This window comes from Nonomuraea sp. NPDC005501 (assembly GCF_040605905.1).
GTDB lineage: Bacteria > Actinomycetota > Actinomycetes > Streptosporangiales > Streptosporangiaceae > Nonomuraea.
Genome location: NZ_JBEXDT010000001.1, coordinates 322331 through 345669 on the forward strand (window position 1 = coordinate 322331; position 23339 = coordinate 345669).

Here is a 23339-nt window from a genome sequence, read left to right on the forward strand (position 1 = left end):
CGCGTGCGGCATGATCGCGGGAGTCCGTGTCGCGTACGGCGTGATCGCGGGAGTCCGTGTCGCGTACGGCGTGATCGCGGGTTCCCTGATGACGGTGAAGTCTCTGCCGGCCGTAGGGCCCGCGGCCGGCGCGAGATCCGTGGTGGGCGAGGGGATCGGGTGCGGGCGGGTCAAGGGCGATCTCACGACCCCTCGGTGATCAGGAGTTCCTGCGGCACCGCGTCGTACACGGTGAAGACCGAGTCGAGCCCCGTGACCTGCAGGATCTTCCGTACGGCGGGACGAGGGGCGGCCACGTCGAGGGCGCCGCCCCGCTCCTTCATGCGTTTCAGCGCCGAGAGCAGGACGTTCATCCCCGTGGAGTCGCAGAAATCCACGCCGGACATGTCGATGACCACGCGGCTGGGCCCGTCCTGCAGCAGGCGAGTGAACTCGGACTGCAGGTGGGGTGCCGTATAGAGGTCGATTTCGCCGGTGATGGCGACGAGCGCCTGGCCGGCATGTGATCGAGTCGAGACCTTGAGCTCCACAGGGGCAGGCTAGCGGCGCGAAGCCTTCCGGTCACGTTGTCACGCCGAGAGGCGAACAGCAGGTTTTTGTCCTCCGTTTGGGCTTCACAGGAACGCAGAGTACGCGAAGCTTGACGGTGTGACACCGGCACGGCCGGAAGGGGGCGGCCCGGCACCCGCATCCGGAAACCACTCTGATCGCCGCATCGAGAAGGAGGGGCTGGGCGCGACTCACGGGCCCGAGTATCTGATGAACAGCGAAGAACCCGAAGATCCTCAGCGTCAACGGCTCCGCGAGCACCTGGAGACCATCCTCATCCGCACCGAGAAGGCCGCCCCCTGGAACGACGAGGTCGGGCGCCTGCGTGGTCTGGTCAACCACGAGGGGTTCGTCCCTGTACGTACCCGGCTGGCGATCGAGGACCTGGAGTTCCTCGCGGGCGCCCGCCGGGATGTGCTGGCATTCACCGAGTTGACGCTGCGACTGCTCGACCTGCATCAGCCCAGGGACGCCGGGGGCATCACCAGCGACTCGGCCAATCCGATCCTGCGCTGCCGGAGCTGCATGTGGCGCTGGCCGTGCCCGACATTTCGTGCGATGTCAGAGTCGTTCGGCGGGACTCTCGACGGCGACACCCTCCCCGAGCGCGCATAGGACGACGCCGCGCAGTGAGTGGCCGCCGGGACCGCATGGCGAGGCGCGACGAGGCCCGGCGGCCTGACGCGCACCAGCGCCTCAGCGCACCAGCGCACCAGCGCACCAGCGTGAGACGGATCGCGTCAGCGCACCAGCGGGAGACGGATCTCGAAGCGGCAGCCCGGGCCGTCGTTGACCACGCCGATCATCCCGTCGTGCGCCTCGACGATCCCCTGGGCGATGGCCAGTCCGAGCCCGGCCCCACCCCCCTCCCGGGTCGGGGTACGGGCGGTCTCGCCCCGGAAGGCGACGTCGAACACCCTTGGCAGGTCCGCGTCCGGTATGCCCCCGCAGCAGTCCCTCACCGACAGGCAGGCCATGCCCGAGTCCACCTCGGCCCGCAGCACCACGGAGCGGTCCGAGGGGGTGTGCCGGATGGCGTTCACGACGAGGTTGCCGAGCGCCCGTCCCAGCGCTCCCGCGTCGGCCTCCACGGGCACCGCCTCGGCGGCCTCAGCGCTCAGCTTCACGCCTTTCGCCCTGGCCAGCGGCTCGGCCCCGGCGAGGGTGTCGGCCACCAGGTCTGCCAGACCGATCCTGGCCCGGGACAGCCGCAGCGCCCCCGAGTGGATGCGTGACAGCTCGAACAGGTCGTCCACCATCGCCGACAGGCGCTCCACCTCCAGCTTGATCTGCCGGTGGTAGCGCCCGACCGTCGCCTCGTCGGTCACCACCCCGTCCTCCAGCGCCTCGGCCATGGCGCGCATCCCGGCGAGCGGCGTGCGCAGGTCGTGGCTGACCCATGCCACGAGTTCGCGCCGGGCGCCTTCGAGGGCGCGCTCGCGGGCGTACGCCTCCTCCAGCGTGTTGGCGATCGTCTGGAGCTCGGCGGGCAGGCCGGCCGGTGCGGTGAACGGCGGCTCGCGTACGGCGGCGACCAGCCGGCGGCTCTCGCCCACGACCCGCCTGGCCAGCACGTACGCCACCCCGAGCCCCACGAGGCCGCCCACCGCGACGACGCTGAGCACGATGTTCTTGACCTGGCCCTCGATGATCATTTTCAGGGTGATCGCCACGACGCCGGCCAGGGTGGCCGCGATGGAGACGACCATGACCACGGCCAGCATCACGCCGATGGAGCGGCGGCGCAGCGCCCACATGGCCCACACCCCGACGAGCGCCACCAGCAGCCCGAGCCCGGCCGTGACCGCGACGATCATCCCCAGATCGCCCATCGCCGCAGCCCCGGTCGCCACAGGACTGCCAGGGAGCCGAACCACATGACCGCCAGGGAGCCGAGCCACAGGACCGCCCGGGAGCCGGTCCACGAGAGCCGTCGGGAGGCCGGTCAGGAGAGGGGGCGCCGGGCTCATCCCGTGGTCTCCAGAGGCTCGAACCGGTACCCGACCCCCCACACCGTCACAATTCTGCGCGGCTCCGTCGGATCCACCTCGATCTTCTCCCGCAGCCGCCGCACATGCACCGTCACGGTGGACGAGTCGCCGAACGACCACCCCCACACCTGGTCCAGCAGCGCCGACCGGCTGAACGCCTGACGAGGGTTGCGCATGAGGTACGCCAGCAGGTCGAACTCCCGCGCCGTCAGCATCACCTCGGCCCCGCCCAGCCGTACCTCGTGCGCCCCCACGTCCACCATCAGGTCGGCGTCGCGCAGGACCCCCGTGCCGCCCGGCACGGAAGCGCCGCGCGCCCGCCGCAGCACCGACTGGACCCGCAGCGCCAGCTCGCGCGGGCTGAACGGCTTGGTGACGTAGTCGTCGGCGCCCGTCTCCAGCCCGACGACCCGGTCGATCTCCTCGCCCAGCGCGGTCAGCATGATCACGGGGACCGGCCAGCGCTCCCGCAGCTTGCGGCACACCTGGAGGCCGTCCACCTTGGGCAGCATGAGGTCGAGGACCATCAGGTCGGGCGGCCGGGCGAGGGCGCGCCGCAACGCCTCGGCGCCGTCGCTCACGCACTCCACCTCGTGGCCGTCGCGCTCCAGGTACCGCGCCACCACCTCGGCCACCGTGGGGTCGTCGTCGACCACCAGGATGCGCGTGCTCACGTCTTCACCGTACGGCCGGCGCCCCCTGATGAGACACCCACGTCATCGGTTCGTAAGCCTCGCGGATCTTGGTCGGAGGACGTACGGTGGGCTCATGAGTCGAGTCGTCATGCTCGTGCTGGGAGCCCTGCTGGGGCTCTTCGTGCTGTTCACCTTCGTCCTGCCCATGGTGGTGGGACTCCTGAAGGTCGCGCTGATCATCGGGGTGGTGGCTCTGCTCGTCTTCGTCGCCGTCACCTTGGTCGGCAAGACGTCGTCGCGGTAGCCCCGGTCCGGGACCTGACGTGACCCTGTTCCTGCTGGACCCGTGGCTGGCCGGCGTCACCATGGTGGCGGTCCTGCTCCTGGTGAGCTGGGCCGCCAGGCTGCTGCCCGTCGCTGGCGGCCGCGGGCCGAGCTTCCCGCTGGTGTACGCCCGGCGGACGGCGTTCCAGCGTCAGCGTGATCCCGGCGCCGCCGGTCGGCCGCGCCCGAGAGCGCCCTCACCCAGCCCCGCTTCCGTCTAGCGGGGCTCGTCTCGTCGAGCCCTCGTCACCTGCACGTCGAGGAAGGGCTCATGATCGATTCTCTTGTCACGCTTCTCGTCGGCATGTCCGGAGGCCACGCGGCCGTCGCGATCGTGCTGTTCACGCTGGCCGTACGGCTGCTGCTGCTCCCGCTGAGCGTCCGGCAGGCGCGCGCCGCGCGCGTCACCGAACGCCTGGCTCCGAAGGTCCGGGCCCTGCGCAAGCGGTTCGAGCGCAACCCGGAGCGGCTCAGCAAGGAGCTGTCCCGTCTGTACGCGAACGAGGGCAGCTCTCCGCTGGCCGGAATCTTGCCCGGGATGGCCCAGCTGCCGTTCATGTGGCTGATGTACCGGGTGGCCACGCATCCGACTGCCTTGGCCGGTCATGACCTTCTGGGCGCCCCGCTGGGCCAGCAGGTTGCCGGAATTGTCACCCATTACGGACTGATCAGTTGGCCCTTTTCGGTCTTCATCGCGGTGATCGCCCTGGTCACGCTGGTGGCGTGGCTCCAGGCACGCCGGATCAGGGCCACACTCCCCGAGGAGCAGCCGGCGCTGATGCGGAGGATCATGCCGCTGATGCCCTTCGGCTCGGTCCTGGCGGCCCTGGTGATGCCGCTCGCCGCCGCCCTGTACCTGCTGATGTCCAGCGCATGGACGTACGGTGAACGGACGGTGCTCACGCGCCGGTTCGCCTGACGGGAGCGGGCGAACGCCCGGACAAAAACCGAGAGGCCGGCTCAGCCGGCCTCTCGCAGGGCTGCGACCTGGCCTTTCATGGTGCCGTTGCCGTTGGGGGCGGGCAGGACGGCCCAGACCGTGGTGGTGTCGCCGTCGTGGCGCACACCCCAGCTCTCGGCGACGTACTCCACGATGCCCAGACCCCGGCCGCCGAGGGAGGACAGCGTGGGACGGCCCGCGCGCGGCTCGGTCGCCGCGCCTCCGTCGCTCACCGCGACCTCGATGTGGTCGTCGTTGCGCAGCCAGGTGACCTTGACCATGCCCGACGGCAGCGGATGCGCGTGCCGCAGCGCGTTGCTGAGCAACTCGCTCACCACGAGCACCGCATCGTCGATCGCGGCGGAGAAGACGCCGCAATCCTGCAGGTCAGTGCTCAGACGCTGGCGGGCAACAGCGACGCTGGACGGCGCGTACGGCAGCAACACCACGCTTGACACACCCACCTCCCCGTCTTCACGTGCCCCCCGCGGGAACACTCCCCGGTACGACCGAAATGCCCCGTTACTCGATCCCAGAAACCGGATCTCGATCACAGCTTGTCCACATCGGACGATAGGTCAGCTCAACCGTGACCACCTCGTTACCACACCGGTGTGTCGGTTCCGATAGGAGCAGCCGCGTTGAGCACCATCCGCATCCGGGTGCCTCCTCCCGGTCGCGCATGGGCGCTCACGTCGCCGCCCTGGGCCCTCGCGAGGCTGCGGACGATGTAGAGCCCGAGCCCCACGCCGCCGAACCTCCTCCGGTCACCGCTGTCGACCTGGACGAACCTCTCGAAGATCCGTTCTCGGTCGGACGCGGCGATGCCGACGCCCTCGTCGTCGACGACCACGACCACCCTGTCGTCCTCCGGCCATGCCTGGACCCTGATCAACCCGCCCTTCGGTGAGTACTTGAAGGCGTTCTCCAGCAGCTGGCCGAGCACGATGTCGGTGGCCAGCGCGTCGCCCTTCACCCACGGCAGGCCGCCGGGAATTTCCACCTCGACCCGATGCGTGTCGGACAACTCGGGCAATCCTAGCGTTGCCGCATTAATCCGCTCAGCCAGGTCGAATGCCTCCACCCGTACCTTGAGCTCGTCGGCGCCGGCCCGCGAGCCGAGCAGCAGGTGGTCCATGAGCGTCCCCAGCGACCTGGCCCGCTCGGCGATCGTGTGGACGGCGGAGCGGCGCTCGGGGTCGCTCAGCTTGTCCCAGCGGGCGTCGAGGGTGCTGGCGAAGCCCCGCACGATCGTGATGGGGGTGCGCAGCTCGTGGCTGGTCGTCGCCAGGAACAGGTCCTTGGCCTCCTCCAGCTCCTTGGCGCGCGTCACGTCGCGGAAGTCGACCACCATCTCGCCGGTCTCCTCCACGCGCGCGCTCACGACGTCGAGCCAGCGGCCCGTGTCGAGCTGGAACGTCAGCTTCTCCCCCGGGCTGGGCAGCGGGAACGGCGGCGGTCCGCCCCGAACGTCGTCGACGGGCAGCCCGGTGAGCTCGGCCGCCGCGGGGTTCCACCGGATGACGCGGCCGGCCCCGTCGAGCACGGCGATGCCGTCGGCGCTGGCGTCGAACACCGCCTGCTCGTGGGCCCGCTGCCGCACCGCCTCCTGGTAGGCCATGGCGTTGCCCACCGCGATGCCGGCGTGCCCGGCCAGCAGCTCCAGCAGCTCCAGCTCCAGGTGGCCGGGCTTGCGCTGGGCGTACAGGGCGTAGAGGGCGCCGTACGGCCGCCCGCCCACGGCGGCCAGCCCGAGCGCGATCGTGTGCAGGCCGGTCAGCTCCGCCCACAGCAGCTCGTCGAGCCCGTGGGACTCCAGCAGGACGGTCTTGCCGGTGCGCAGCAGCTTGTCCACGAGGCTGGTGCGCAGCCCGGCCGTGGCGTCCTTGAGCGTCTCGGGCAGCCGGTGGGTGCTGACCACGCGCAGCCGTTCGCCCTCGATGAGCACGAAGCCGCCCGCGTCGGCGCCCGTCAGCTCGGTCAGGCTGCCGGCGATCCGGTCGAGGACGGCGGGCAGCTCCAGCTCGGCGTTGATGTCGCCGACCACGTCGGTCAGCCGGCGTACCAGCCGGACCCGGCGCGCCATGCGCTCGCTCGCCGCCTCCTCGGCCGCCGCGCGGTGGTGGACGCACACGTATCCCACCACCGAGCTGCCCATCACCAGCGGCCCGATGTCGACCGTCACATCGAGCACGCTTCCGTCGCGGCGTAACCGCTTGGTGCGCAGCGTCACCTGGTCTCCGGTACGCGCGCGTTCGAGCACCGCGTTGTGCTCAGCCGTCAGCTCCCCCGGCACGATCGGCGCCCTGCGGCCCAGCATCTCCTCGGCGGTCCAGCCGAAGAGCCGCTCGGCGGCCGGGGTCCACACCAGCACGGTCTGGTCCCGGTCGAGCGCGATCAGCGCGTCGGGCGAGCCGGCGAGCACCGCGCGAGCGATCTCGTCGTCACTGCCGGCCCACTCGTCACCCACACCTCCATAGTGCCCGCGCTGCGCGGCCGCCGTCGGCCGATCCGTCCGATACGCTGCCGATCACGACCTACCAGGTGAGAAGAGGGTGAGCGGATGTCGAGCGGTGATCTCGATGCCCTGCTACGGGTGACCTCCGCCACCTACCGCGGGGAGACCCCGCCCGACGTCGCGTTCGGCACCTATGACGGCGCCGTGGGGCGGCTGGTGCTGGCGGTGTCCGGCAAGGGGATCGTGGCGTGCAGCTTCGAGGACGAGCACGCGGTGTACGAGCGGGTGACGCGGCACGTGGGCTCGTTCATCGGGCCCGACCCCGGCCGGCTGGACCCGGTGCGCCGGGAGCTGGACGCGTACTTCTCGGGGCGGCTGCGGGCCTTCACCACGCCGGTCGACCTGGCCATCGCCACGTCGTTCGCGCGCACGGTGCTGCAGAAGACCATGGCGGTCCCGTACGGCACGACGGCGACGCTCAGTGAGATCGGCGAGCACATCGGCCGGCCACGCGCGCTGCGGGCGGTCGGCAACGCGCTGATGGCCAACCCGGTGTGCGTCATCGTGCCGTGCCACCGGATCGTGCCCGGCGACGGCGCGCTCGGCGACTACGCCGGGGGCGTGAACGCCAAGCGCCACCTCCTCACCGTCGAGTCCCGCTCCTGATCACGAGCTGTCAGACGCGGTCGGCGTAGGTCCGGCGCCGGGCCAGGCCGAGGGCGAGCGTGACCAGGGCGGCCACGAGCGCCGCGCCGAGCGCGCCGTTCATCCACGGCTGACGGGTGAAGCCGATCGCCTCGCGCACCCAGGCCCAGAGGCCGTCCCACGCCCCGACGGTCGGCGTCGAGGTGGTCAGCCAGTACGCGGCGAAGCCGAGCACCCAGGGCACCAGCATGGACCAGCGGGACGGCGCGTCCTCGTCGGTGTTCCACCGGGCGGAGCCGCCGAGCACGAAGTAGTCCACGGCGAGGACCGCGAACATCGGCACGAACACCGCGCCGATGATGCCGAGGAAGGCCCCGTAGGAGTTCACGTCCACCACCAGCGCCACGGCCGTGGTGACCACGCCGATGGCGACGCTGAAGAGGCGGCGGTCGACGCGGGGCATGAGGTTCTGCAGCGAGAGGGTGGTCGAGTAGACGTTCGCGAACGACTGGTCGGTCTCGCGCAGGACGAGCACGGCGAAGAACAGCGCGCCGAGCGGCGCCGCGACGAACGTCCCGAACACCGCGGTGCCGTCCGCCTGGACCGCGGCCGCCCCGGCGATGGCCACCGCGTACACGCCGAGCCCCAGGCAGGCCACCTGGGCCAGCGTGTAGCCGCCGACGACGCCGGTGAACGCGGCGGCGCTCGACCTGGAGTGCCGGGCGAAGTCGGCGGCCATCGGCACCCACGAGACCGACAGCGCGATCACGTAGTCGACGGCCGGCGCGAACGCGTGCCACGAGCCGCCGGCCTGCGGCTGAGCCTGGCCGAGGAAGTCCACGGCGAACCAGGCCAGCGCGATGACCACGGCGACCGTGACGTACCGGCGCAGCAGCCGCACCGAGCCGAGCGGCCAGATCGACAGCGAGGTGGTGAGGACTCCGGCGACGATCACCCAGACCGCGTACGGCACCGCCGGACCGAAGATCGCGCTCGCGCCCATGGAGATCACCCAGAGCTCGAAGGCGCCCCAGCCGACCATCTGGATGATGTTGAGCACCGTCGGCAGGTACGACAGCCGCGCCCCGAACAGCCCCCGGAGCAGCACCATCGAGGGCCGTCCGGTCTGCGTGCCGGGGATGGCGGCCAGGCCCACCATCGCGGTGCCGACGAGGCTGCCCACGACCGCGGCGGTGAGGGCCGCGGCCACGCTCAGCGGCGCGCCGCCAAGCGGGTCGAGCAGGAAGAGCGCGCCGGAGAAGCCCAGCAGGCTCACCCCGAGGTTGGCCCAGAGCGCGCCCTGGTCCAGCACCCCGAGCGTCTTCGGCGGGGCCTCGTCGAGGGTCAGCGGGACTTCGTTGACGGCATGCGTCATCACACACTCCCTACGCCGGCATTACCCGGACAGGTTCATGCGGTCGGCAGCAGCGGCAGCTGCCCTCTCAGCCCGGTGGCCCCGAGCTCCCGCGGGATCTGTAGTTGTCGCGCGCCGGACCACCCTGGTCTGTGCCGGAGATGTCCTGGCGTGCGCCCTCATGATGCCTCATGCGCCGCCGGACGGCCACCCGGGCCCGTCAGGGGGTGTAGACGTACGGGGTCGTGGTGCCGAGCGGCACGAAGCCGAGCCGCAGCAGGATCGGACGGCTCTCGCTGGAGGCGTCCACGTGGAGGTAGCGGTAGCCCCGCTCGACGGCCACCCGCGCCCGGTGGGCCAGCAGCGCCCGGTACACGCCGCGCCCGCGCCACCCGACCACCGTGCCGCCGCCGAAGAGCCCGGCGAACTCGGTGTCCGGGTCCAGGTCCACCCGCGCCCCGCTGATCGGCCGGTCGCCGGCCATCGCGACGACCGCGGCCATCGACTCGGGCCGCTCGGCCAGCCGGCGGAGCAACTGGTCGCGCAGTCCCGGCGCCGGGATGCCGAACGCCTGCTCGTGCGCCTCCATGAGCAGCTCGATCCCCGCCGGGTCCTCCGCCGGGCGCAGGACGACGCCTTCGGGCAGCCGCGGCTCGGCGGCCATGGCGGCGGCCTCCGCGGCCAGCAGCGTCTCCTCCGGCTCGGCCGCGAAGCCCGCGGCCGACAACCGCTCCGCCAGGTCGGCGGGGCGGTCATGGGAGTACAGCTTCCACTCGAACGAGCGCTTCAGCGCGGTGAAGTACGCCACCTGCGCCGCGATCTCGGCGTCGGCCGTGTCCTCGTCGAGGTCCGACCACAGGATGCCGTTCCAGCCGCCCTCGGCCGCCTTGCGCACCACGCGGCCCGCCCGCTCGCCCTGGCTGATTCGCACCTGGCGGTCGTAGGCCGCCAGCATCTCATCACGATTCACCGGCACAGCCCACCAGCACGGACGCGCGCGGGGCAACCGGATTAAGGGACCGGCTCAGGCCACGAACGGCGGCTGACCGGTCTCGCTGACCATCGGACGGCTCGCGCCCTCCCACGACTGCATGCCGCCGCCGACGTTGACCGCCTCGCGCCCCAGGTGGTTCAGCCAGGCCGCCACCTGGTAGGACCGGCCGCCGACCCGGCAGACGACGTAGACCTTGCCGCCGGCGGGGACCTCGTCGACGCGCCCCTGGATCTCGCTCATCGGGATGTGCACGGCCTCGGGGGCGTGGCCCGCCACCCACTCCTCCCGCTCGCGCACGTCCAGCAGGAAAGCGTCGTCGGGTACGTCACGTGCCTCTACCTCGGGAACCGTCATGCGTCCATCATCTCGCGCCCTCGGTCGTAGGCCGCACGGGCCTCGGCGATCTCCCGCTGATGCCGCTCGGTCCAGGTGACCAGCGACTTGATCGTCTCGTGCAGGGTGCGGCCGAGCGGCGTGAGCGCGTAGTCGACGCGGGGCGGCACGACGGGATGGACGGTCCTGGTCACCAGGCCGTCGCGCTCCAGGTGGCGCAGGGTCACGCTGAGCATGCGCTGGCTGACCCCGTCGATCTCGCGGCGCAGCTCGCTGAAGCGCAGGCTCCGGCTGTCGAGCAGGGCGATGACGAGCAGCGACCACTTGTCGGCGACGCGGTCCAGGATCTGCCGGACCTCGCAGTCCTCGCGGGTGTCCCACTGCCGGACGTCGTAGTCGTCGGTGATGTCACAGGAGGCGTGGTCGTCCATGGCTCCATGCTGTCGCAGGCAGCCGGCGGTTACAAGAGATAACCGACCCTACTTGAGCAGGCGCGACAGGCGCCGGTCGGCGAGCGGCTTGCCGCCGGTCTGGCAGGTCGGGCAGTACTGGAGCGAGGAGTCGGCGAAGGAGACCTCGCGGATGGTGTCGCCGCAGACGTCGCACGGCTGGCCGGCGCGGTTGTGGACGCGCAGGCCGGACTTCTTCTCCGCCTTGAGGTCCTTGGCGGCCAGCCCATGGGCCCGCTCCATGGCCTCGCGCAGCGTCGTGACGATGGCCTCGTGCAGGTCCGCGATCTGCGCGTCGGTCAGCGAGGACGCGATCTTGAACGGGGACATCCGGGCCGCGTGGAGCACCTCGTCGGAGTAGGCGTTGCCGATGCCCGCGACGACCTTCTGGTCGCGCAGCAGGCCCTTGATCTGCGTGCGGTTGCCGCCCACGATCTTCTTCAGCGTCTCGACCGTGAACGACTCCGCCAGCGGGTCCGGGCCCAGCGCGGCCACGCCGGGTACCTCGGCCGGGTCCCTCGTGACGTACATGGCCAGGCGCTTCTGCGTGCCGGCCTCGGTCAGCTCGAACCCCGGCGCCAGGCCCTCGTCGTCGGGCGCGAACCGCACCCTCGCCGCGAGCGGGCCCTTGCCGGGACGGACCGGCTTGGCGCCCGACAGGTCGTCGCGCCAGCGCAGCCAGCCGGCCCGGGCCAGGTGGATGACGAGGTGGAGCCCGTCGCAGTCGAGGTCGAGGAACTTGCCGTGCCGCGACACCCCGGTCACGGTCAGCCCGCCCAGCGCGCTCACCGGCGGGTCGAAGGTCTTGAGCGCCTGGATCGCCACCACGTCCACGGCCAGCACGGTCCGGCCGACCGCCCGCTCACGCAGGAATCCGGCCAGGGACTCGACTTCGGGAAGTTCCGGCATGCCACCAGAGTACGGTCACTCACCGACAGCTGCCCGGACGCTCGCGGACGCCGCTCCACGCGTCAGGGCACGTCCCAGAAGGCCAGCTCATGGGCCATGCCCTCGCGGAAGAGCCGCTCCGCCCGCACCGGGTCGGGAGCCGCCTCGTCGATCATCACGGCGATCCGGGCGGCCAGCGCGGCGAACCCCGGGTCGGCGTAGGTGCCCACCCACGCCCGGTAGCGCGGCTCGGCCGGCGGGTCCTGCGCCAGGATCCGGCCCAGCGTCGAATATCCCCACATGCACGGGTACAGCGCCGCCAGCCCGTCGGCGTACGTGGCCGCCGACTCCAGCAGGAAGGCCGTGTACGCGGCGCACGCCGGCCCCTTCACGGCTCCCTCCAGATCGGCGCCGAACTCGGCCGACATGGTTCGGTGCAGGCTCAGCTCGTCATGGAAGGTGGCGTGCGCCAGGTCCACCAGATCCCCCAGGTGGCCGTCCGGCGCCTGCCAGGCCAGCCGGGCGAAGACCCGCACGTAGTCGAGCAGGAACAGGTAGTCCTGCTCCAGCCAGGACCGGAACACCGCCTCGGGCAGGTCGCCGCGCGCTATCCCGGCGACGGTGGGGTGCGCGAGCTGGGCGTCGAGCAGGGGGCGGCCGGCGGCGTGCAACTTCTCGGAGATGGACATGAGCGCACGTTAGTGTCGGGGGCATGACTGTGACGATCGCCGAGGAACTCCTCCTGCTCGCCTACAGCGAGGACGAGGGCAAGCAGCTTGTCGGCTCCGCCCAGCTCGACCCCGCGCTGGCCGGAGCCCTCCTGGCCGAGCTGGCCGTCAACGGCCGGATCGAGCTGTCGGACAAGACCGTGACCGTCAAGGACCCCACTCCCCTCGGCGACGAGGAGCTGGACGCGGCCCTGGCCCGCATCGCGGCGGAGGGCAAGGAGCGCAAGCCCGTCTGGTGGGTGCAGAGGCTCATGGCCGGCAAGCCCCGCCCGCGGTTGCTGACCCGGCTCGCCGAGACCGGCGTGCTGACCGAGCAGCGCGGCAAGGTCCTGGGGATCTTCCCGACGACGCGGTGGCCGGAGGCCGACGGCTCCGTCGAGGCGAACGTCAGGGAGCGGGTCGCGAGCGCGCTGGGCGGCGCCGACCCCGACCCGCGCACCGCGGTGCTCATCGCGCTGCTGCACGCCGCCAAGATCGAGCGCAAGGCGTTCCCGGGCGCGAGCAAGGAGCGCGTCAAGGAGATCGCCGAGGGCGCGTGGACGGCCGACGCCGTGGCCAAGACCATCGCGGCGATCAACGCGGCCATGATGGCCGCGGTCACGTCGGCCGCCATCGCGGCCTCGACCAGCGCCGCCACCAGCTGAGCGCCCCCGGTCCCGCCCTCGCGGGACGGGACCGGGGCGGCCGGTCAGCCGGCGTCCAGGATCTCCTGCGGGACCGGCCTGTCGTTCTTGAGCGCGTCGAACAGCGCCAGCGCGCGGGTCCGGTCCCACTTGATCGCCGAGCCGCCGCCCGCGATCTCGTTGCCGCCGAACGGCACCACGGTCGTCACCGGGCTGTCGCCCATCGCCAGCCCCAGCGAGAGCATGTCGAGAGCGCCCGTGGAGGAGTCGACCGTGACCGCGTCCGTGGCGCTCATGGCCAGCGGGATCGAGGTGAAGGGGTTGAGCAGGACACCGGGTCCGGCGGCCTTCTTGACCACCGCGCCGAGGAACTGCCGCTGCCGCTTGGTCCGCTCGAAGTCGGGCAGCGCGCCGCCCTTGCGGGTGCGCACGTAGCCGAGGGCCTGGCTGCCGTTGAGCACCTGCTTGCCCTTCTTCAGCTTGAGCCCGGCCTTGGGGTCGTCCACGGCGGCCCGTACGTCGATCTCCACGCCGCCGATCGCGTCCACGATGCCCACGAACCCGGCGAACCCGATCTCCATGTAGTGGTCGACGTGCACGCCGGTGACGGTCTCGACGGTACGGGCCAGCAGCCTCGGGCCGCCGAACGCGTAGGCGGCGTTGAGCTTGTTGCGGCCCTTGCCGGGGATGGTGACGGCCGAGTCGCGGGGCAGGCTGACCAGCGTCGGCTTGTCGCTGCCCTCGGGGATGTGCAGCAGCATCATCGAGTCGGTGCGCTGCCCGGCCGCGCGGCCGGTGGCGAGCTTGCGGCGCTGCGCCGCCGACAGGCCCTTGCGGCTGTCGGAGCCGACGAGCAGCCAGTTGGTGCCGGGGGTGTCGGCCGGGCGGCCCTCGTAGTCGTCGAGGACGCCGTCGATGCCGGCCAGCCGGGAGTCGATCCAGAAGAACAGCCCCACCGCGACGACCAGCAGCAGGGCCACCACGCCCGCCACGATCTTCGCGATGGTGGACCACGACGGCAGCCGCCTCGGCGAGCGCGACCGCGAGGGACCGGAAGGGCCCGACGGGCCGCCGGGCCCCGGGGGCCCGTCCCGCCGCCCGAGCGGTCTGACGGGCGAGTCGCCCGAGCGCTGCCTGCCGTACACGCGGGCGGCCGACCGGGGAGCGTCGCCGGCGGGCGAGGCGGGCCCGGAGGCGTTGGGGAGCAGGTGCGTGGGCGCCGACTCCGGCCCCGACGCGGAGGGCCGCTGGTGGGCGGGCGCGCCGCCGGACAGCAGGCCCCCGTCGTTCCCGGGGGGCTTGTCGTTCCTGGAAGGCAGTGGGCGGCCGTCGCCCGGCGAGCGCATGGCCCGCGTCCGGTCGTCCTCAGACACGTCCCCCTACTTCCTTCGGCTGCCATAAACGCTACGTCGTACCTGCACCAGTGAAGCCTTCCCGCCGGGCATTTGCCACGGAAAAGTACGCGGAACCAGGGCCCGCATCAAAGTCCGCGGTGGCCGACTCGACTTGACGGGTGGGAGATCGGCAACGAGTGAGGTCCCCGGTACGAGGGTTGATCGACCAAGATCAACCCTCGTACCGGAGACCTCGTCACCACCTTAGCGGGGACGCGGCGACCCGACCTGACCCCTGCTCGCCGACCACGCCCCCGCCGGCCACCGCACCGAGGTCTTCGCCTGGCTCAGCACCTTCACCTGGGCCGGCTACGGTCTGGGCACCGCCGTCGCCGGCCGGCTCACCGGCCCCCACGACACCGGCGCCACCGCCTTCGGCGTGGCCGCCGCCGCAGCCGTGGCATGCGCGATCCTGGCAGCCGTCGCCAACCGGATCTCCTCGCCCCTGCTGACACCCGCGCGGGAAACATACGCACGGGAAACATAGTGGGGAGTCGGATCGTTACGGTTATGGACGACCTCTATCGAAGGGAAGATCGTGTCCGCTCCGGACCCTTGGAGTAGCAGCCCGTGCGGGTGCACGGGTTCCTCTGAGAGCTCACCATGGTGAGCGCTTATCTGGGCCTGCTGGCCCTTCTCCTTCTCACCGCGGCGACCGGGTACTTCGTCGCCCAGGAGTTCGCCTTCGTGGCGGCCGACCGGAGCGTCCTGCGCGAGCAGGCCGCGGCCGGTGACAAGGCCGCGGACAAGGCCCTCCAGGTGACCTCCCGCCTCTCCTTCATGCTCTCCGGCGCCCAGCTCGGGATCACGGTGACGGCGCTGCTGGTCGGCTTCCTGGCCGAGCCGGCGATCGCCACGCTCGTACGGCCCTGGCTGGACGGCCACGGGCTGCCCGACGCGGCCGTCACCGGGCTGTCGGTGGCGGCCGGCGTGGTCGCCGCGACCATCGTGCAGATGGTCCTCGGCGAGCTCGCGCCCAAGAACCTCGGCATCGCGCGGCCGGAGCCCGTGGCCAAGTTCCTGGCCGGCTCGACGCTCACCTACCTCGCCGTGGTCGGCCCGGTGGTCCGCCTGTTCGACTCGGCCGCCACCGGCGTGCTGCGGCGCGTCGGCATCGAGCCGGTCGAGGAGGTGGAGCACGGCGCGACGCCGGAGGAGCTGTCGCGGATCATCGCCGAGTCGACGCGGGCCGGCGAGCTGCCGCCGCGGCTGTCGGAGCTGCTGGAGCGGGCCCTGGAGTTCGGCGACCGCATCGCCGAGGAGATCATGGTGCCGCGCCCGCGGGTGGTCGCGCTGCGCGACTCACAGCCGCTCTCCGACCTCGTGCAGGTCATGCGCGACCGCGGCCACTCCCGCTACCCGGTGCTGGGCGCCGACGGCGACGTGGCCGGCGTGACGGGCGTGCGCGAGCTGCTGGCCTCAGGTCTCGACATCGGGGCGGACGGCACGGCAGGGGGCGGGACGGTCGGCGACATCACCAGACCGGCCCGCCTGGTGCCCGACTCGCTGCCGCTGCCGGGCGTGATCGAGCAGATGCGGGCCGGCAAGGACGACATCGTCTGCGTCATCGACGAGTACGGCGGCCTGGCCGGCGTCATCACCATCGAGGACCTGGCCGAGGAGCTGGTCGGCGAGCTGGTCGACGAGAACGACCCCGAGCCGGCCGGCGCCGTGGAGCGCCCGGACGGCGGCTGGGACGTGCCCGGCAGCCTGCGGCTCGACGAGGTCGAGCGGGCCACCGGCGTGGCCCTGCCGGAGAGCGACGACTACGACACCCTCGCCGGTCTCATCCTGGCCAGGCTGGGCCGCATGGCCGAGGCGGGCGACCAGGTGGTCGTGCCCCTCACTGCCGAGCCCGACCTGTTCGCCGAGGACGACGGCCAGGAGCGGCTCGCCGAGCTCACCGTCGTCGCGCTCGACCGCCGGGTGCCCGGACTGGTACGCCTGTCGCCGGTGCTGCAGACGGAGGCCGCCCGATGACGATGATCCTGCTCAGCCTCGTGCTGCTGGCGCTGAACGCGGTCTTCGTGGCCGCGGAGTTCGCCTTCGTCTCCGCGCGGCGCCACCGCCTGGAGGAGGCGGCGAGCGGCGGCAACCGGCTGGTCCGCTTCGCCGCCAGGTCGGCGGTGGGCGGCGGACGCCAGCTGTCGATGATGCTGGCCGGGGCGCAGCTCGGCATCACGCTCTGCACGCTCGGCCTCGGCCAGGTCACCGAGCCCGCGATCGAGCACTTCCTGGAGCCGGTCTTCGCCGCCCTCGGCGTGCCCGAGTCGCTGCGGATGCCGATCGCGCTGACCATCGCGCTGGCGCTGGTCACGTTCCTGCACATGGTGATCGGCGAGATGGCGCCCAAGTCGTGGGCGCTGACCGCGCCCGAGCGGGCCGCCATGCTGCTGACGCTGCCCTTCCGCGCGTTCGTGACCGTGACGCGCCCGCTGCTGTCGACGCTGAACGGCCTGACGAACCTGATACTGCGCGCCTTCGGCGTGCGGCCACGCGACGAGCTGGCGACGACCCGCACCCCGCGGCAGCTCGCCATGCTGGTGGGCGAGTCCGGCCGGATGGGGCTGCTCGACCGGGAGGAGCACGACCTGCTCACCCGGGCGCTGCGGCTCCAGGCCGAGGGCATCGAGCGGCTCATGGTGCCCATCGGCCGCGCCGTGACGGTGCCGCCGGAGGCCGGCGCGGAGGCCATCAGGCGGACCGCCCGCGACAGCGGCCACCTGCGGCTGCTGGTGGGCGTGCCCGGCGACATCAGGGGCGTCCTGCACGCGCGTGAGGCGCTGCTCCAGCCCGACGCCACGGCCGAAGGGCTGGCGCGGCCCGTGCCGCGGCTGGCGTGCGTCACGCAGGTCCCTGAGGCCGTGACGGCGCTCCAGGACGCCCGCGCGCACCTGGCCCTGGTCACGGACCAGGGCGGCGAGGTCATCGGCATGGTGACGCTCACCGACCTGATCGGGGAGCTGCTGGACACCCGCGCCGCCCTGGCCGCCCCCGCCATGGCCGCCGTCTGAGAACGCCGCGGCCGGTCCGGAAACGGGCCGGCCCGGCAGTCAGGCGTGACTCCCGGGGACGGGCTCCGGCGCGCGCCTCACCCGGGCGCCCATGCTCCGCTGTGAGCGAAATCTCACCGTGAACCCGGCGAAAGCAGTCCGAAGGCGATCTGCAAGCGGCCCGCCCCACACTCATCGCCGGGGGAGCGCCAGCCGCAACCTCTCAGGTTCCTGGGAAAGAAAAAGCCCCGGCTCTTGCGAACCGGGGCTTGTCTTCGTCAGTGTGGTTCTGCCGATTTCATCGGCGAACCTGAGTGGGCGAGGAGGGATTTGAACCCTCACGTCCTTTCGGACACACGGACCTGAACCGTGCGCGTCTGCCGTTCCGCCACCCGCCCTTTGTTGGGTGCGGAGAAACAGTAGCACGGAACAGCCGCTGGTACTGAACCCGGATACGATCGCATAAGACACGGGAGCGGATGAGCTGGGCGCGACGGCTGACCAAGCGCCTGGACCGCCGTGACGTGGGACGAGCGGAGCCAGGCGCGCGAGCGCCTGGAGGCCGCGATCATATGCACGGAGGAAGGGAGGTACCCGGTGGGAGTCCTTCAGCGCTTCGAGCGAAGGCTCGAAGGCTTGGTTGAGGGGGCCTTTGCGCGGGCGTTCAAATCTGACCTTCAGCCGGTCGAGGTCGCCAGCGCGGTTCAGCGGGAGATGGACGAGCGTGCGGCGATCGTCGCACAGGGTCGCACACTCGTGCCCAACGACTTCGTGGTGGAGCTGTCCACGACCGACAGCGAGCGGCTTGAGGTCTACGCCGACAGCATCAGCCACGAGCTGGCCAACCTCGCCAGGGAGTACGCCAAGGAGCAGGGCTACTCCTTCGTGGGACCGGTCCGGGTGCGGTTCGAGACGGCGGCGGACCTCGCTGTGGGTCTGTTCCGCATCAGGTCGGGCGTCATCCGCGGCGCGACGGTGGAGCAGGACGAGATCCGCCAGCCGGCCAGCGACCTGCCCCCTTCCCGGCCCAACGCGTTCGGCGGGCGGCCCCGGCTGCTCGTCTCCACCCAGGACGACCCGCAGGGTGACCGCTCCTACGAGCTCACCACGCCGGTGACCCTGCTCGGCAGGGGCACCGACTGCGATCTCCGCCTGGTCGATCCCGGCGTCTCACGCCACCACGCGGAGCTGCGCGTGGAGGGCCCCCAGGTCTTCCTGGTCGACCTGGGTTCGACCAACGGCACTTTCGTCAACGGCCAGCCGGTACGCAGAGTCGAGCTCCAGAACGGCACGCGAGTGACGTTGGGGCGCACGACTCTGGTGTTCCGGCGCGATTAAGGGTAGACAAACGGTCCATGTCCGAGCTCACGCTGCTGCTGATCCGGCTCGCCTTCCTGGCTGTGCTGTGGTTTTTCGTCATTGCCGCAGTCGGCGTGATCCGGACTGACTTGTTCGGATCACGTACGGCTCCCTCGGGTCCGCGAAAGACCGCGAAACCCGCCAAACCGGTGGCCAAGCCGAAGAGCAAGAAGGGCGAGCCACGCCAGCTAGTCGTGACCGGTGGCCCCTTGCAGGGCACCACCATTAACCTCACGGAGACGCCCATCACCATCGGCCGGGCGAACGACGCCACGCTGGTAGTCACCGATGACTACGCATCCAGCCGGCATGCCCGGCTCTTCCCTCAGGACGGTCAGTGGATCGTGGAAGATCTTGGTTCGACCAACGGCACGTACCTCGACCGCTCAAAAGTCACCCGCCCGACCCCGGTGCCGCTCGGTGTTCCGATCCGCGTCGGCAAGACAGTCATTGAATTGCGCAAATGACCATCGCACTCCGCTACGCCGCCCGCTCGGACGTCGGCCTCCTCCGCGAAGGGAACGAGGACTCGGCGTACGCGAGCGGCCGCCTGCTGGCCGTCGCCGACGGCATGGGCGGGCACGCACACGGCGAGGTGGCGAGCTCCGTCGCCATCGCCGCAATGGCCTCCCTGGAGGAGGCCCAGCAGGGCGGTGACCTGCTCAACGCCATCGAGGCAGCAGTACGCGACGCCAACCGCAGACTGCACGAGATGGTGGGGCGGGACCCGAGCCTGAAGGGCATGGGCACCACGCTCACCGCCATGCTCTGGCACGGCACCCAGGTGGCCCTGGTGCACGTCGGCGACTCGCGCGCCTACCTGCTCAGACGCGGGGAGCTCTACCAGATCACCCACGACCACACGCTGGTGCAGCAGCTGGTCGACGACGGGCGCATCACCCCCGAGGAGGCGGCGACGCACCCGCAGCGCTCGATCCTGCTGCGGGCCCTCGACGGGAGCGGCGAGGTCGATCCCGATCTCACGCTGCGCGAGGCCCAGCTCGGCGATCGCTACCTGCTGTGCTCCGACGGGCTGTCGGGTGTGGTGAGCGCGGAGACGCTGCACGCCACGCTGACCAACATCGACGACCCCGAAGAGGTCGTCCGGCAGCTCATCGACCTGGCCAACAGGGGCGGCGGGCCCGACAACATCACCTGCGTGCTGGCCGACGTGCTGGAGATCGCCGACGACCAGCAGGCGCCCGCCGAGGCCGCGGTGGTGGGCGCGGCGGGCATGGACCGGCTGAGACCCGGCCCGCAGGAGACCTCCCCGGGGCGATCGAGCGCGGTGACCGCGCCCCAGCCGGTGATCACTGACGACGAGTTCGACGAGCCGGGCGCGCAGGCGACCCGGCGGTCGGGCGGCCGTCGTCGCGTGTGGCCCGTGCTGGTCTCCGTGCTCGGCGTCGGGGCGGTGGTCGCCGGTGTCGGCGGCTACTTCGGCTGGCAGTGGACCCAGGAGCAGTTCTTCGTCGGAGCAAGGGGCGGCGAAGTGGTCGTTTTCCAGGGCATCCAGCAGGAAGTCGGCCCGCTCCAGTTCTTCTCGGTGGCCAAGTACACCGGAAAGCCCGTGTCCCGGCTCTCCGCCCCCGACCAGGCGCTCATCGAGGACGGCATCGAGGTCGCCAGCGTCGACGAGGGCCTGAAGAAGATCAACGACCTCAGGTTCGCCGACGACCAGACCGGGTCGAAGGACAAGGCCGCAACCGACGCGAGCGCGTCCCCGTCCCCCGAAAGCGCCAAGGCGTCCCCCAGCGCCACGAAGGCATCTCCGAGCCCCACGAGGACGAAGCCCTAGATGAGCGAGATGGCCGCCTCCCCCGTTCCCATGCCCGCCAAGCGCCGAGGGGCGCAGCTTCTCATGCTGGCGCTGGCCGTCGGCATCGTCATGTTCGCCTACGCCTACGTGGGCCTGGCCGTCGACGGCAAGGTCCCGGCGGGCATGCTGACGTACGGCCTGGGTCTGGGCGGTCTGATGCTGGCCGCCTATCTCGTCCTGGCCAAGTTCGCGCCCTGGGCCGACCCTCTGATCCTGCCGCTGGTGACTTTGATCAACGGTCTTGGCCTGGTGATGATCTACCGGCTCGAGGCCGCCAAGATGCCCGGCGCGTCCGCTGCCAACCAGATCATGTGGACCGGTCTCGGCGTCGCCATGTTCTCGATCACGCTGATCGTGCTGCGCGACCATCGCATGCTCCAGCGCCTGACCTACACCGCGGGCGCCGTCGGCCTGGTCCTGCTCGCCATCCCCGCGGTGCTGCCCGGCAGCCTCAGCGAGGTGCAGGGGGCCAAGATCTGGATCCGCATCGGCGGCTTCTCCATCCAGCCGGGCGAGTTCGCCAAGCTGGCCCTGGTCGTCTTCTTCACCGGCTACCTGGTGGCCAAGCGCGACGTGCTGGCCCTGGCCGGGCGCCGGCTGCTCTTCATCGACCTGCCCAGGGCCAGGGACCTCGGCCCGGTCCTCGTCACCTGGGGCTTCAGCCTGCTGGTGCTGGTCTTCGAGAAGGACCTGGGCACCTCACTGCTGCTGTTCGGCACGTTCATCGCGATGCTCTACATCGCCACCCAGCGCACGTCGTGGGTGCTGATCGGCATCCTGCTGTTCGTCGGCGGCGCCTTCGTCGCCGGGCAGATCTTCGACCACGTGGGTGCCCGATTCGACGTCTGGCTGGACCCCACCAACAACATCTTCTACGGCAACGCCGACATCTGCCAGCAGGATCCTCCGGGCAGCCCGATGTGCGGCAAGAGCTACCAGACCATGCAGGCCCTTTTCGGGTTCGGCGCGGGCGGCATCCTGGGCACCGGGCTCGGCCAGGGTCACCCCTACCAGATCCCGCTGTCGTTCTCCGACTTCATCTTCGCCGCGACCGGCGAGGAGCTGGGCCTGACCGGCCTGATGGCACTGCTCATGATGTACGCCCTGCTGGTCGAGCGCGGCCTGCGCACCTCGCTCGCCGCCCGTGACCCGTTCACCAAGCTGCTGGCCGGCGGTCTGTCCTTCCTGCTGGCGTGGCAGCTGTTCATCATCGTCGGCGGCGTGACCAACCTCATCCCGCTCACGGGCCTCGTCACCCCGTTCATGTCGCAGGGCGGCTCGGCCCTGCTGGCGAACTGGATCCTCATCGCCCTCCTGGTACGCACGTCCGACGCGGCGCGGAAGCCACCGCCGCAGGCGATCCAGAACGAAGGAATGACGCAGGTGTTCCAGCGATGAACAGCACCGTCAAGCGCATCGCCGTGGCCTGTCTGGCCATGTTCGCGCTGCTCATGGTCAACGTGAACTACGTCCAGGCGATCAAGGCCGGCACGTACTCCGAGGACCCGCGCAACATCCGCAACTTCTACGAGCGCTACGCCGTGCAGCGCGGGCGGATCACGGCCGGTGGCAAGGAGATCCTCGCCCAGTCGGTCGAGACCGACAGCAAGGAGTTCCGCTTCGTCCGGCAGTACACCGAAGGCAAGCTGTACGCGCACGTCACGGGCTTCTTCTCGCCCGAGAGCGCGGACGCCATCGAGTCCACCGAGAACAAGCTGCTCGACGGCTCCAGCTCCGACCTGCTGCTGCGGCGCAGCATCGACCTGTTCACCGGTGAGCCCACCAAGGGCGCCAACGTCGACCTCACGATCAACCCGAAGGCGCAGAAGGCCGCGTACGACGCCCTGCGCGGGAGCGGCAAGCGGGGCGCCCTGGTGGCGCTCAACCCCAAGACCGGGGCGATCCTCGCGATGGTGTCGCTGCCCACCTACGACCCGGCCGAGCTGTCCGGCACCAACAAGAGCAAGGTGTTCGCCCGCTACGACGAGCTGGCCAAGGAGAAGGGCCAGCCGCTGCTCAACCGCGCCATCCGCCAGACCTACCCGCCCGGCTCCACGTTCAAGGTGGTCACCGCGGCCGCGTACCTGGAGGACGACTCCTCGCGCGGGCCGGACACCACCGTGGACGCGCCGCAGCGGCTGCCCCTGCCCGGCACCACCATCAGCCTGCCCAACTACGGCGGCGCCGCCTGCGGCGCCGGCAAGGTCCCGCTGGTCTTCGCGCTGGAGAAGTCCTGCAACACGCCGTTCGGATCCATCGGCATGGAGCTCGGCTACGACAAGATGAAGGAGCAGACCGAGAAGTTCGGCATGGGGGAGCAGCTCGGCGTACCGATGTCGGTGACCCAGAGTGACTTCGGCAAGGAAGAGGACAAGGCGGCCCTGGCGATGGCCTCGATCGGGCAGCGCAGCAACCGGATGACGCCGCTGCAGATGGCCATGATCGCCGCGGGCATCGCCAACAACGGCACGGTCATGAAGCCGTACCTCGTGAACAAGATCACCGACAGCAAGGGCGACTCGATCGAGGACGCCGACCCGCAGGAGCTGAGCGAGGCGGTCAGCTCCGAGACGGCGGGCAAGCTGCGCGAGATGATGGTCAGCGTCGTCAACAACGGCACCGCCAACCTCGCGCAGATCCAGGGCGTCCAGGTGGCCGGCAAGACCGGCACGGCCGAGACCACCGACGGCCAGCCCCCGCACGCGTGGTTCATCTCGTTCGCCCCGGCCGACGACCCGCAGATCGCGGTCGCGGTCATCGTCGAGTCGGGCGCCGCCAACGTGGGTGCCGAGGCGACGGGCGGCCACACCGCCGCGCCGATCGCCAAGCAGGTGATGGAGGCGGTGCTGAAGAATTGATCGAC

Annotated in this window: 25 protein-coding genes, 1 tRNA gene and 1 riboswitch; of the genes, 13 read left to right on the top strand and 13 right to left on the bottom strand. The window is 71.1% G+C overall.

Annotation, left to right across the window (positions count from 1 at the left end; genetic code table 11):
- Nucleotides 1-182 precede the first annotated feature (182 nt).
- A complete protein-coding gene (locus ABZS51_RS01610; RefSeq protein ID WP_175594545.1) occupies nucleotides 183-530 on the bottom strand; it encodes an STAS domain-containing protein in 348 nt (115 codons plus the stop codon).
- Nucleotides 531-648: 118 nt separating this feature from the next.
- On the opposite strand from ABZS51_RS01610, the gene ABZS51_RS01615 reads away from it, so the two are divergent.
- On the top strand, nucleotides 649-1164 hold the full coding sequence (locus ABZS51_RS01615) for a hypothetical protein (RefSeq protein ID WP_310707606.1): 516 nt from the start codon (nucleotides 649-651) through the stop codon (nucleotides 1162-1164).
- 125 nt (nucleotides 1165-1289) lie between these two features.
- Here ABZS51_RS01615 and ABZS51_RS01620 read toward each other — a convergent pair whose 3' ends face one another.
- Together ABZS51_RS01620 and ABZS51_RS01625 are read right to left on the bottom strand one after the other, a co-directional pair.
- Nucleotides 1290-2381 (bottom strand): HAMP domain-containing sensor histidine kinase, encoded by a 1092-nt coding sequence (locus tag ABZS51_RS01620; protein WP_355434734.1) that lies wholly within the window; start codon nucleotides 2379-2381, stop codon nucleotides 1290-1292.
- A 134-nt stretch (nucleotides 2382-2515) separates the two neighbouring features.
- A complete protein-coding gene (locus tag ABZS51_RS01625) occupies nucleotides 2516-3214 on the bottom strand; it encodes a response regulator transcription factor (protein WP_355434736.1) in 699 nt (232 codons plus the stop codon).
- 94 nt (nucleotides 3215-3308) lie between these two features.
- On the opposite strand from ABZS51_RS01625, the gene ABZS51_RS01630 reads away from it, so the two are divergent.
- The 3 genes from ABZS51_RS01630 to yidC are packed head-to-tail and all read left to right on the top strand — an operon-like array spanning nucleotide 3309 to nucleotide 4418.
- Nucleotides 3309-3479: a hypothetical protein gene (locus tag ABZS51_RS01630; protein WP_310707609.1), complete on the top strand. Its 171-nt coding sequence runs from the start codon at nucleotides 3309-3311 to the stop codon at nucleotides 3477-3479.
- A 19-nt stretch (nucleotides 3480-3498) separates the two neighbouring features.
- The gene (locus tag ABZS51_RS01635; RefSeq protein WP_355434739.1) at nucleotides 3499-3720 is read left to right on the top strand and encodes a DUF6412 domain-containing protein; all 222 of its coding nucleotides are present in this window, start codon (nucleotides 3499-3501) and stop codon (nucleotides 3718-3720) included.
- A gap of 50 nt (nucleotides 3721-3770) precedes the next feature.
- The gene (gene yidC, locus ABZS51_RS01640; RefSeq protein WP_355434742.1) at nucleotides 3771-4418 is read left to right on the top strand and encodes a membrane protein insertase YidC; all 648 of its coding nucleotides are present in this window, start codon (nucleotides 3771-3773) and stop codon (nucleotides 4416-4418) included.
- 41 nt (nucleotides 4419-4459) lie between these two features.
- Here the strand turns inward: yidC and ABZS51_RS01645 are convergent, their stop codons facing one another.
- Together ABZS51_RS01645 and ABZS51_RS01650 are read right to left on the bottom strand one after the other, a co-directional pair.
- On the bottom strand, nucleotides 4460-4897 hold the full coding sequence (locus tag ABZS51_RS01645; RefSeq protein ID WP_355434745.1) for an ATP-binding protein: 438 nt from the start codon (nucleotides 4895-4897) through the stop codon (nucleotides 4460-4462).
- 143 nt (nucleotides 4898-5040) lie between these two features.
- Entirely contained in the window at nucleotides 5041-6909 is a 1869-nt protein-coding gene (locus ABZS51_RS01650; protein WP_355434748.1) for a PAS domain S-box protein, read from the bottom strand.
- Between the two features lie 93 nt (nucleotides 6910-7002).
- Here ABZS51_RS01650 and ABZS51_RS01655 point away from each other — a divergent pair, with 93 nt between their 5' ends.
- Nucleotides 7003-7563 (top strand): methylated-DNA--[protein]-cysteine S-methyltransferase, encoded by a 561-nt coding sequence (locus tag ABZS51_RS01655; protein WP_310707614.1) that lies wholly within the window; start codon nucleotides 7003-7005, stop codon nucleotides 7561-7563.
- A 10-nt stretch (nucleotides 7564-7573) separates the two neighbouring features.
- Here the strand turns inward: ABZS51_RS01655 and ABZS51_RS01660 are convergent, their stop codons facing one another.
- The 6 genes from ABZS51_RS01660 to ABZS51_RS01685 all read right to left on the bottom strand — a co-directional run bounded on the left by ABZS51_RS01660 (nucleotide 7574) and on the right by ABZS51_RS01685 (nucleotide 12249).
- Complete coding sequence (locus tag ABZS51_RS01660; RefSeq protein ID WP_355434750.1) at nucleotides 7574-8917, bottom strand: cytosine permease; 1344 nt, start codon at nucleotides 8915-8917, stop codon at nucleotides 7574-7576.
- Nucleotides 8908-9020, bottom strand: a riboswitch (TPP riboswitch). Its footprint overlaps the gene before it by 10 nt.
- Nucleotides 9021-9116: 96 nt before the next feature.
- On the bottom strand, nucleotides 9117-9866 hold the full coding sequence (locus ABZS51_RS01665; RefSeq protein ID WP_355434753.1) for a GNAT family N-acetyltransferase: 750 nt from the start codon (nucleotides 9864-9866) through the stop codon (nucleotides 9117-9119).
- Nucleotides 9867-9920: 54 nt separating this feature from the next.
- A complete protein-coding gene (locus ABZS51_RS01670) occupies nucleotides 9921-10244 on the bottom strand; it encodes a rhodanese-like domain-containing protein (RefSeq protein WP_310707619.1) in 324 nt (107 codons plus the stop codon).
- Nucleotides 10241-10654 carry a helix-turn-helix domain-containing protein gene (locus tag ABZS51_RS01675; RefSeq protein WP_355434756.1) on the bottom strand — a complete coding sequence of 138 codons (414 nt, stop codon included), beginning with the start codon at nucleotides 10652-10654 and terminating at the stop codon, nucleotides 10241-10243. Before ABZS51_RS01675 ends, ABZS51_RS01670 begins: the two co-directional genes overlap by 4 nt.
- 48 nt (nucleotides 10655-10702) lie before the next feature.
- Entirely contained in the window at nucleotides 10703-11581 is an 879-nt protein-coding gene (locus ABZS51_RS01680) for a DNA-formamidopyrimidine glycosylase family protein (RefSeq protein ID WP_355434758.1), read from the bottom strand.
- 62 nt (nucleotides 11582-11643) lie between these two features.
- Nucleotides 11644-12249, bottom strand: a complete 606-nt coding sequence (locus ABZS51_RS01685; protein WP_355434761.1) for a transcriptional regulator — start codon at nucleotides 12247-12249, stop codon at nucleotides 11644-11646.
- Between the two features lie 23 nt (nucleotides 12250-12272).
- Here ABZS51_RS01685 and ABZS51_RS01690 point away from each other — a divergent pair, with 23 nt between their 5' ends.
- Nucleotides 12273-12932, top strand: coding sequence for a GPP34 family phosphoprotein (locus ABZS51_RS01690; RefSeq protein ID WP_355434764.1), 660 nt, complete (start codon nucleotides 12273-12275; stop codon nucleotides 12930-12932).
- A gap of 44 nt (nucleotides 12933-12976) precedes the next feature.
- Here the strand turns inward: ABZS51_RS01690 and ABZS51_RS01695 are convergent, their stop codons facing one another.
- Entirely contained in the window at nucleotides 12977-14284 is a 1308-nt protein-coding gene (locus ABZS51_RS01695) for an LCP family protein (protein WP_355434767.1), read from the bottom strand.
- Between the two features lie 624 nt (nucleotides 14285-14908).
- On the opposite strand from ABZS51_RS01695, the gene ABZS51_RS01700 reads away from it, so the two are divergent.
- Together ABZS51_RS01700 and ABZS51_RS01705 are read left to right on the top strand one after the other, a co-directional pair.
- Nucleotides 14909-16285: a hemolysin family protein gene (locus ABZS51_RS01700; protein WP_355434770.1), complete on the top strand. Its 1377-nt coding sequence runs from the start codon at nucleotides 14909-14911 to the stop codon at nucleotides 16283-16285.
- The gene (locus tag ABZS51_RS01705) at nucleotides 16282-17319 is read left to right on the top strand and encodes a hemolysin family protein (RefSeq protein ID WP_355434773.1); all 1038 of its coding nucleotides are present in this window, start codon (nucleotides 16282-16284) and stop codon (nucleotides 17317-17319) included. Before ABZS51_RS01700 ends, ABZS51_RS01705 begins: the two co-directional genes overlap by 4 nt.
- A 294-nt stretch (nucleotides 17320-17613) precedes the next feature.
- Here ABZS51_RS01705 and ABZS51_RS01710 read toward each other — a convergent pair.
- Nucleotides 17614-17696: transfer RNA gene (locus tag ABZS51_RS01710), tRNA-Leu, on the bottom strand.
- 199 nt (nucleotides 17697-17895) lie between these two features.
- On the opposite strand from ABZS51_RS01710, the gene ABZS51_RS01715 reads away from it, so the two are divergent.
- Genes ABZS51_RS01715 through ABZS51_RS01735 form a run of 5 tightly spaced genes read left to right on the top strand, consistent with a single transcriptional unit; the run spans nucleotide 17896 to nucleotide 23334 of the window.
- Nucleotides 17896-18636, top strand: a complete 741-nt coding sequence (locus ABZS51_RS01715; RefSeq protein ID WP_310707628.1) for a DUF3662 and FHA domain-containing protein — start codon at nucleotides 17896-17898, stop codon at nucleotides 18634-18636.
- Between the two features lie 17 nt (nucleotides 18637-18653).
- Nucleotides 18654-19124 carry an FHA domain-containing protein gene (locus ABZS51_RS01720; RefSeq protein WP_310707629.1) on the top strand — a complete coding sequence of 157 codons (471 nt, stop codon included), beginning with the start codon at nucleotides 18654-18656 and terminating at the stop codon, nucleotides 19122-19124.
- A complete protein-coding gene (locus ABZS51_RS01725; RefSeq protein WP_355434778.1) occupies nucleotides 19121-20455 on the top strand; it encodes a Stp1/IreP family PP2C-type Ser/Thr phosphatase in 1335 nt (444 codons plus the stop codon). The genes ABZS51_RS01720 and ABZS51_RS01725 overlap by 4 nt, the downstream gene beginning before the upstream one ends.
- A complete protein-coding gene (locus ABZS51_RS01730) occupies nucleotides 20456-21874 on the top strand; it encodes an FtsW/RodA/SpoVE family cell cycle protein (protein ID WP_355434781.1) in 1419 nt (472 codons plus the stop codon).
- A complete protein-coding gene (locus ABZS51_RS01735; RefSeq protein WP_355434784.1) occupies nucleotides 21871-23334 on the top strand; it encodes a penicillin-binding protein 2 in 1464 nt (487 codons plus the stop codon). The genes ABZS51_RS01730 and ABZS51_RS01735 overlap by 4 nt, the downstream gene beginning before the upstream one ends.
- Nucleotides 23335-23339 lie beyond the last annotated feature (5 nt).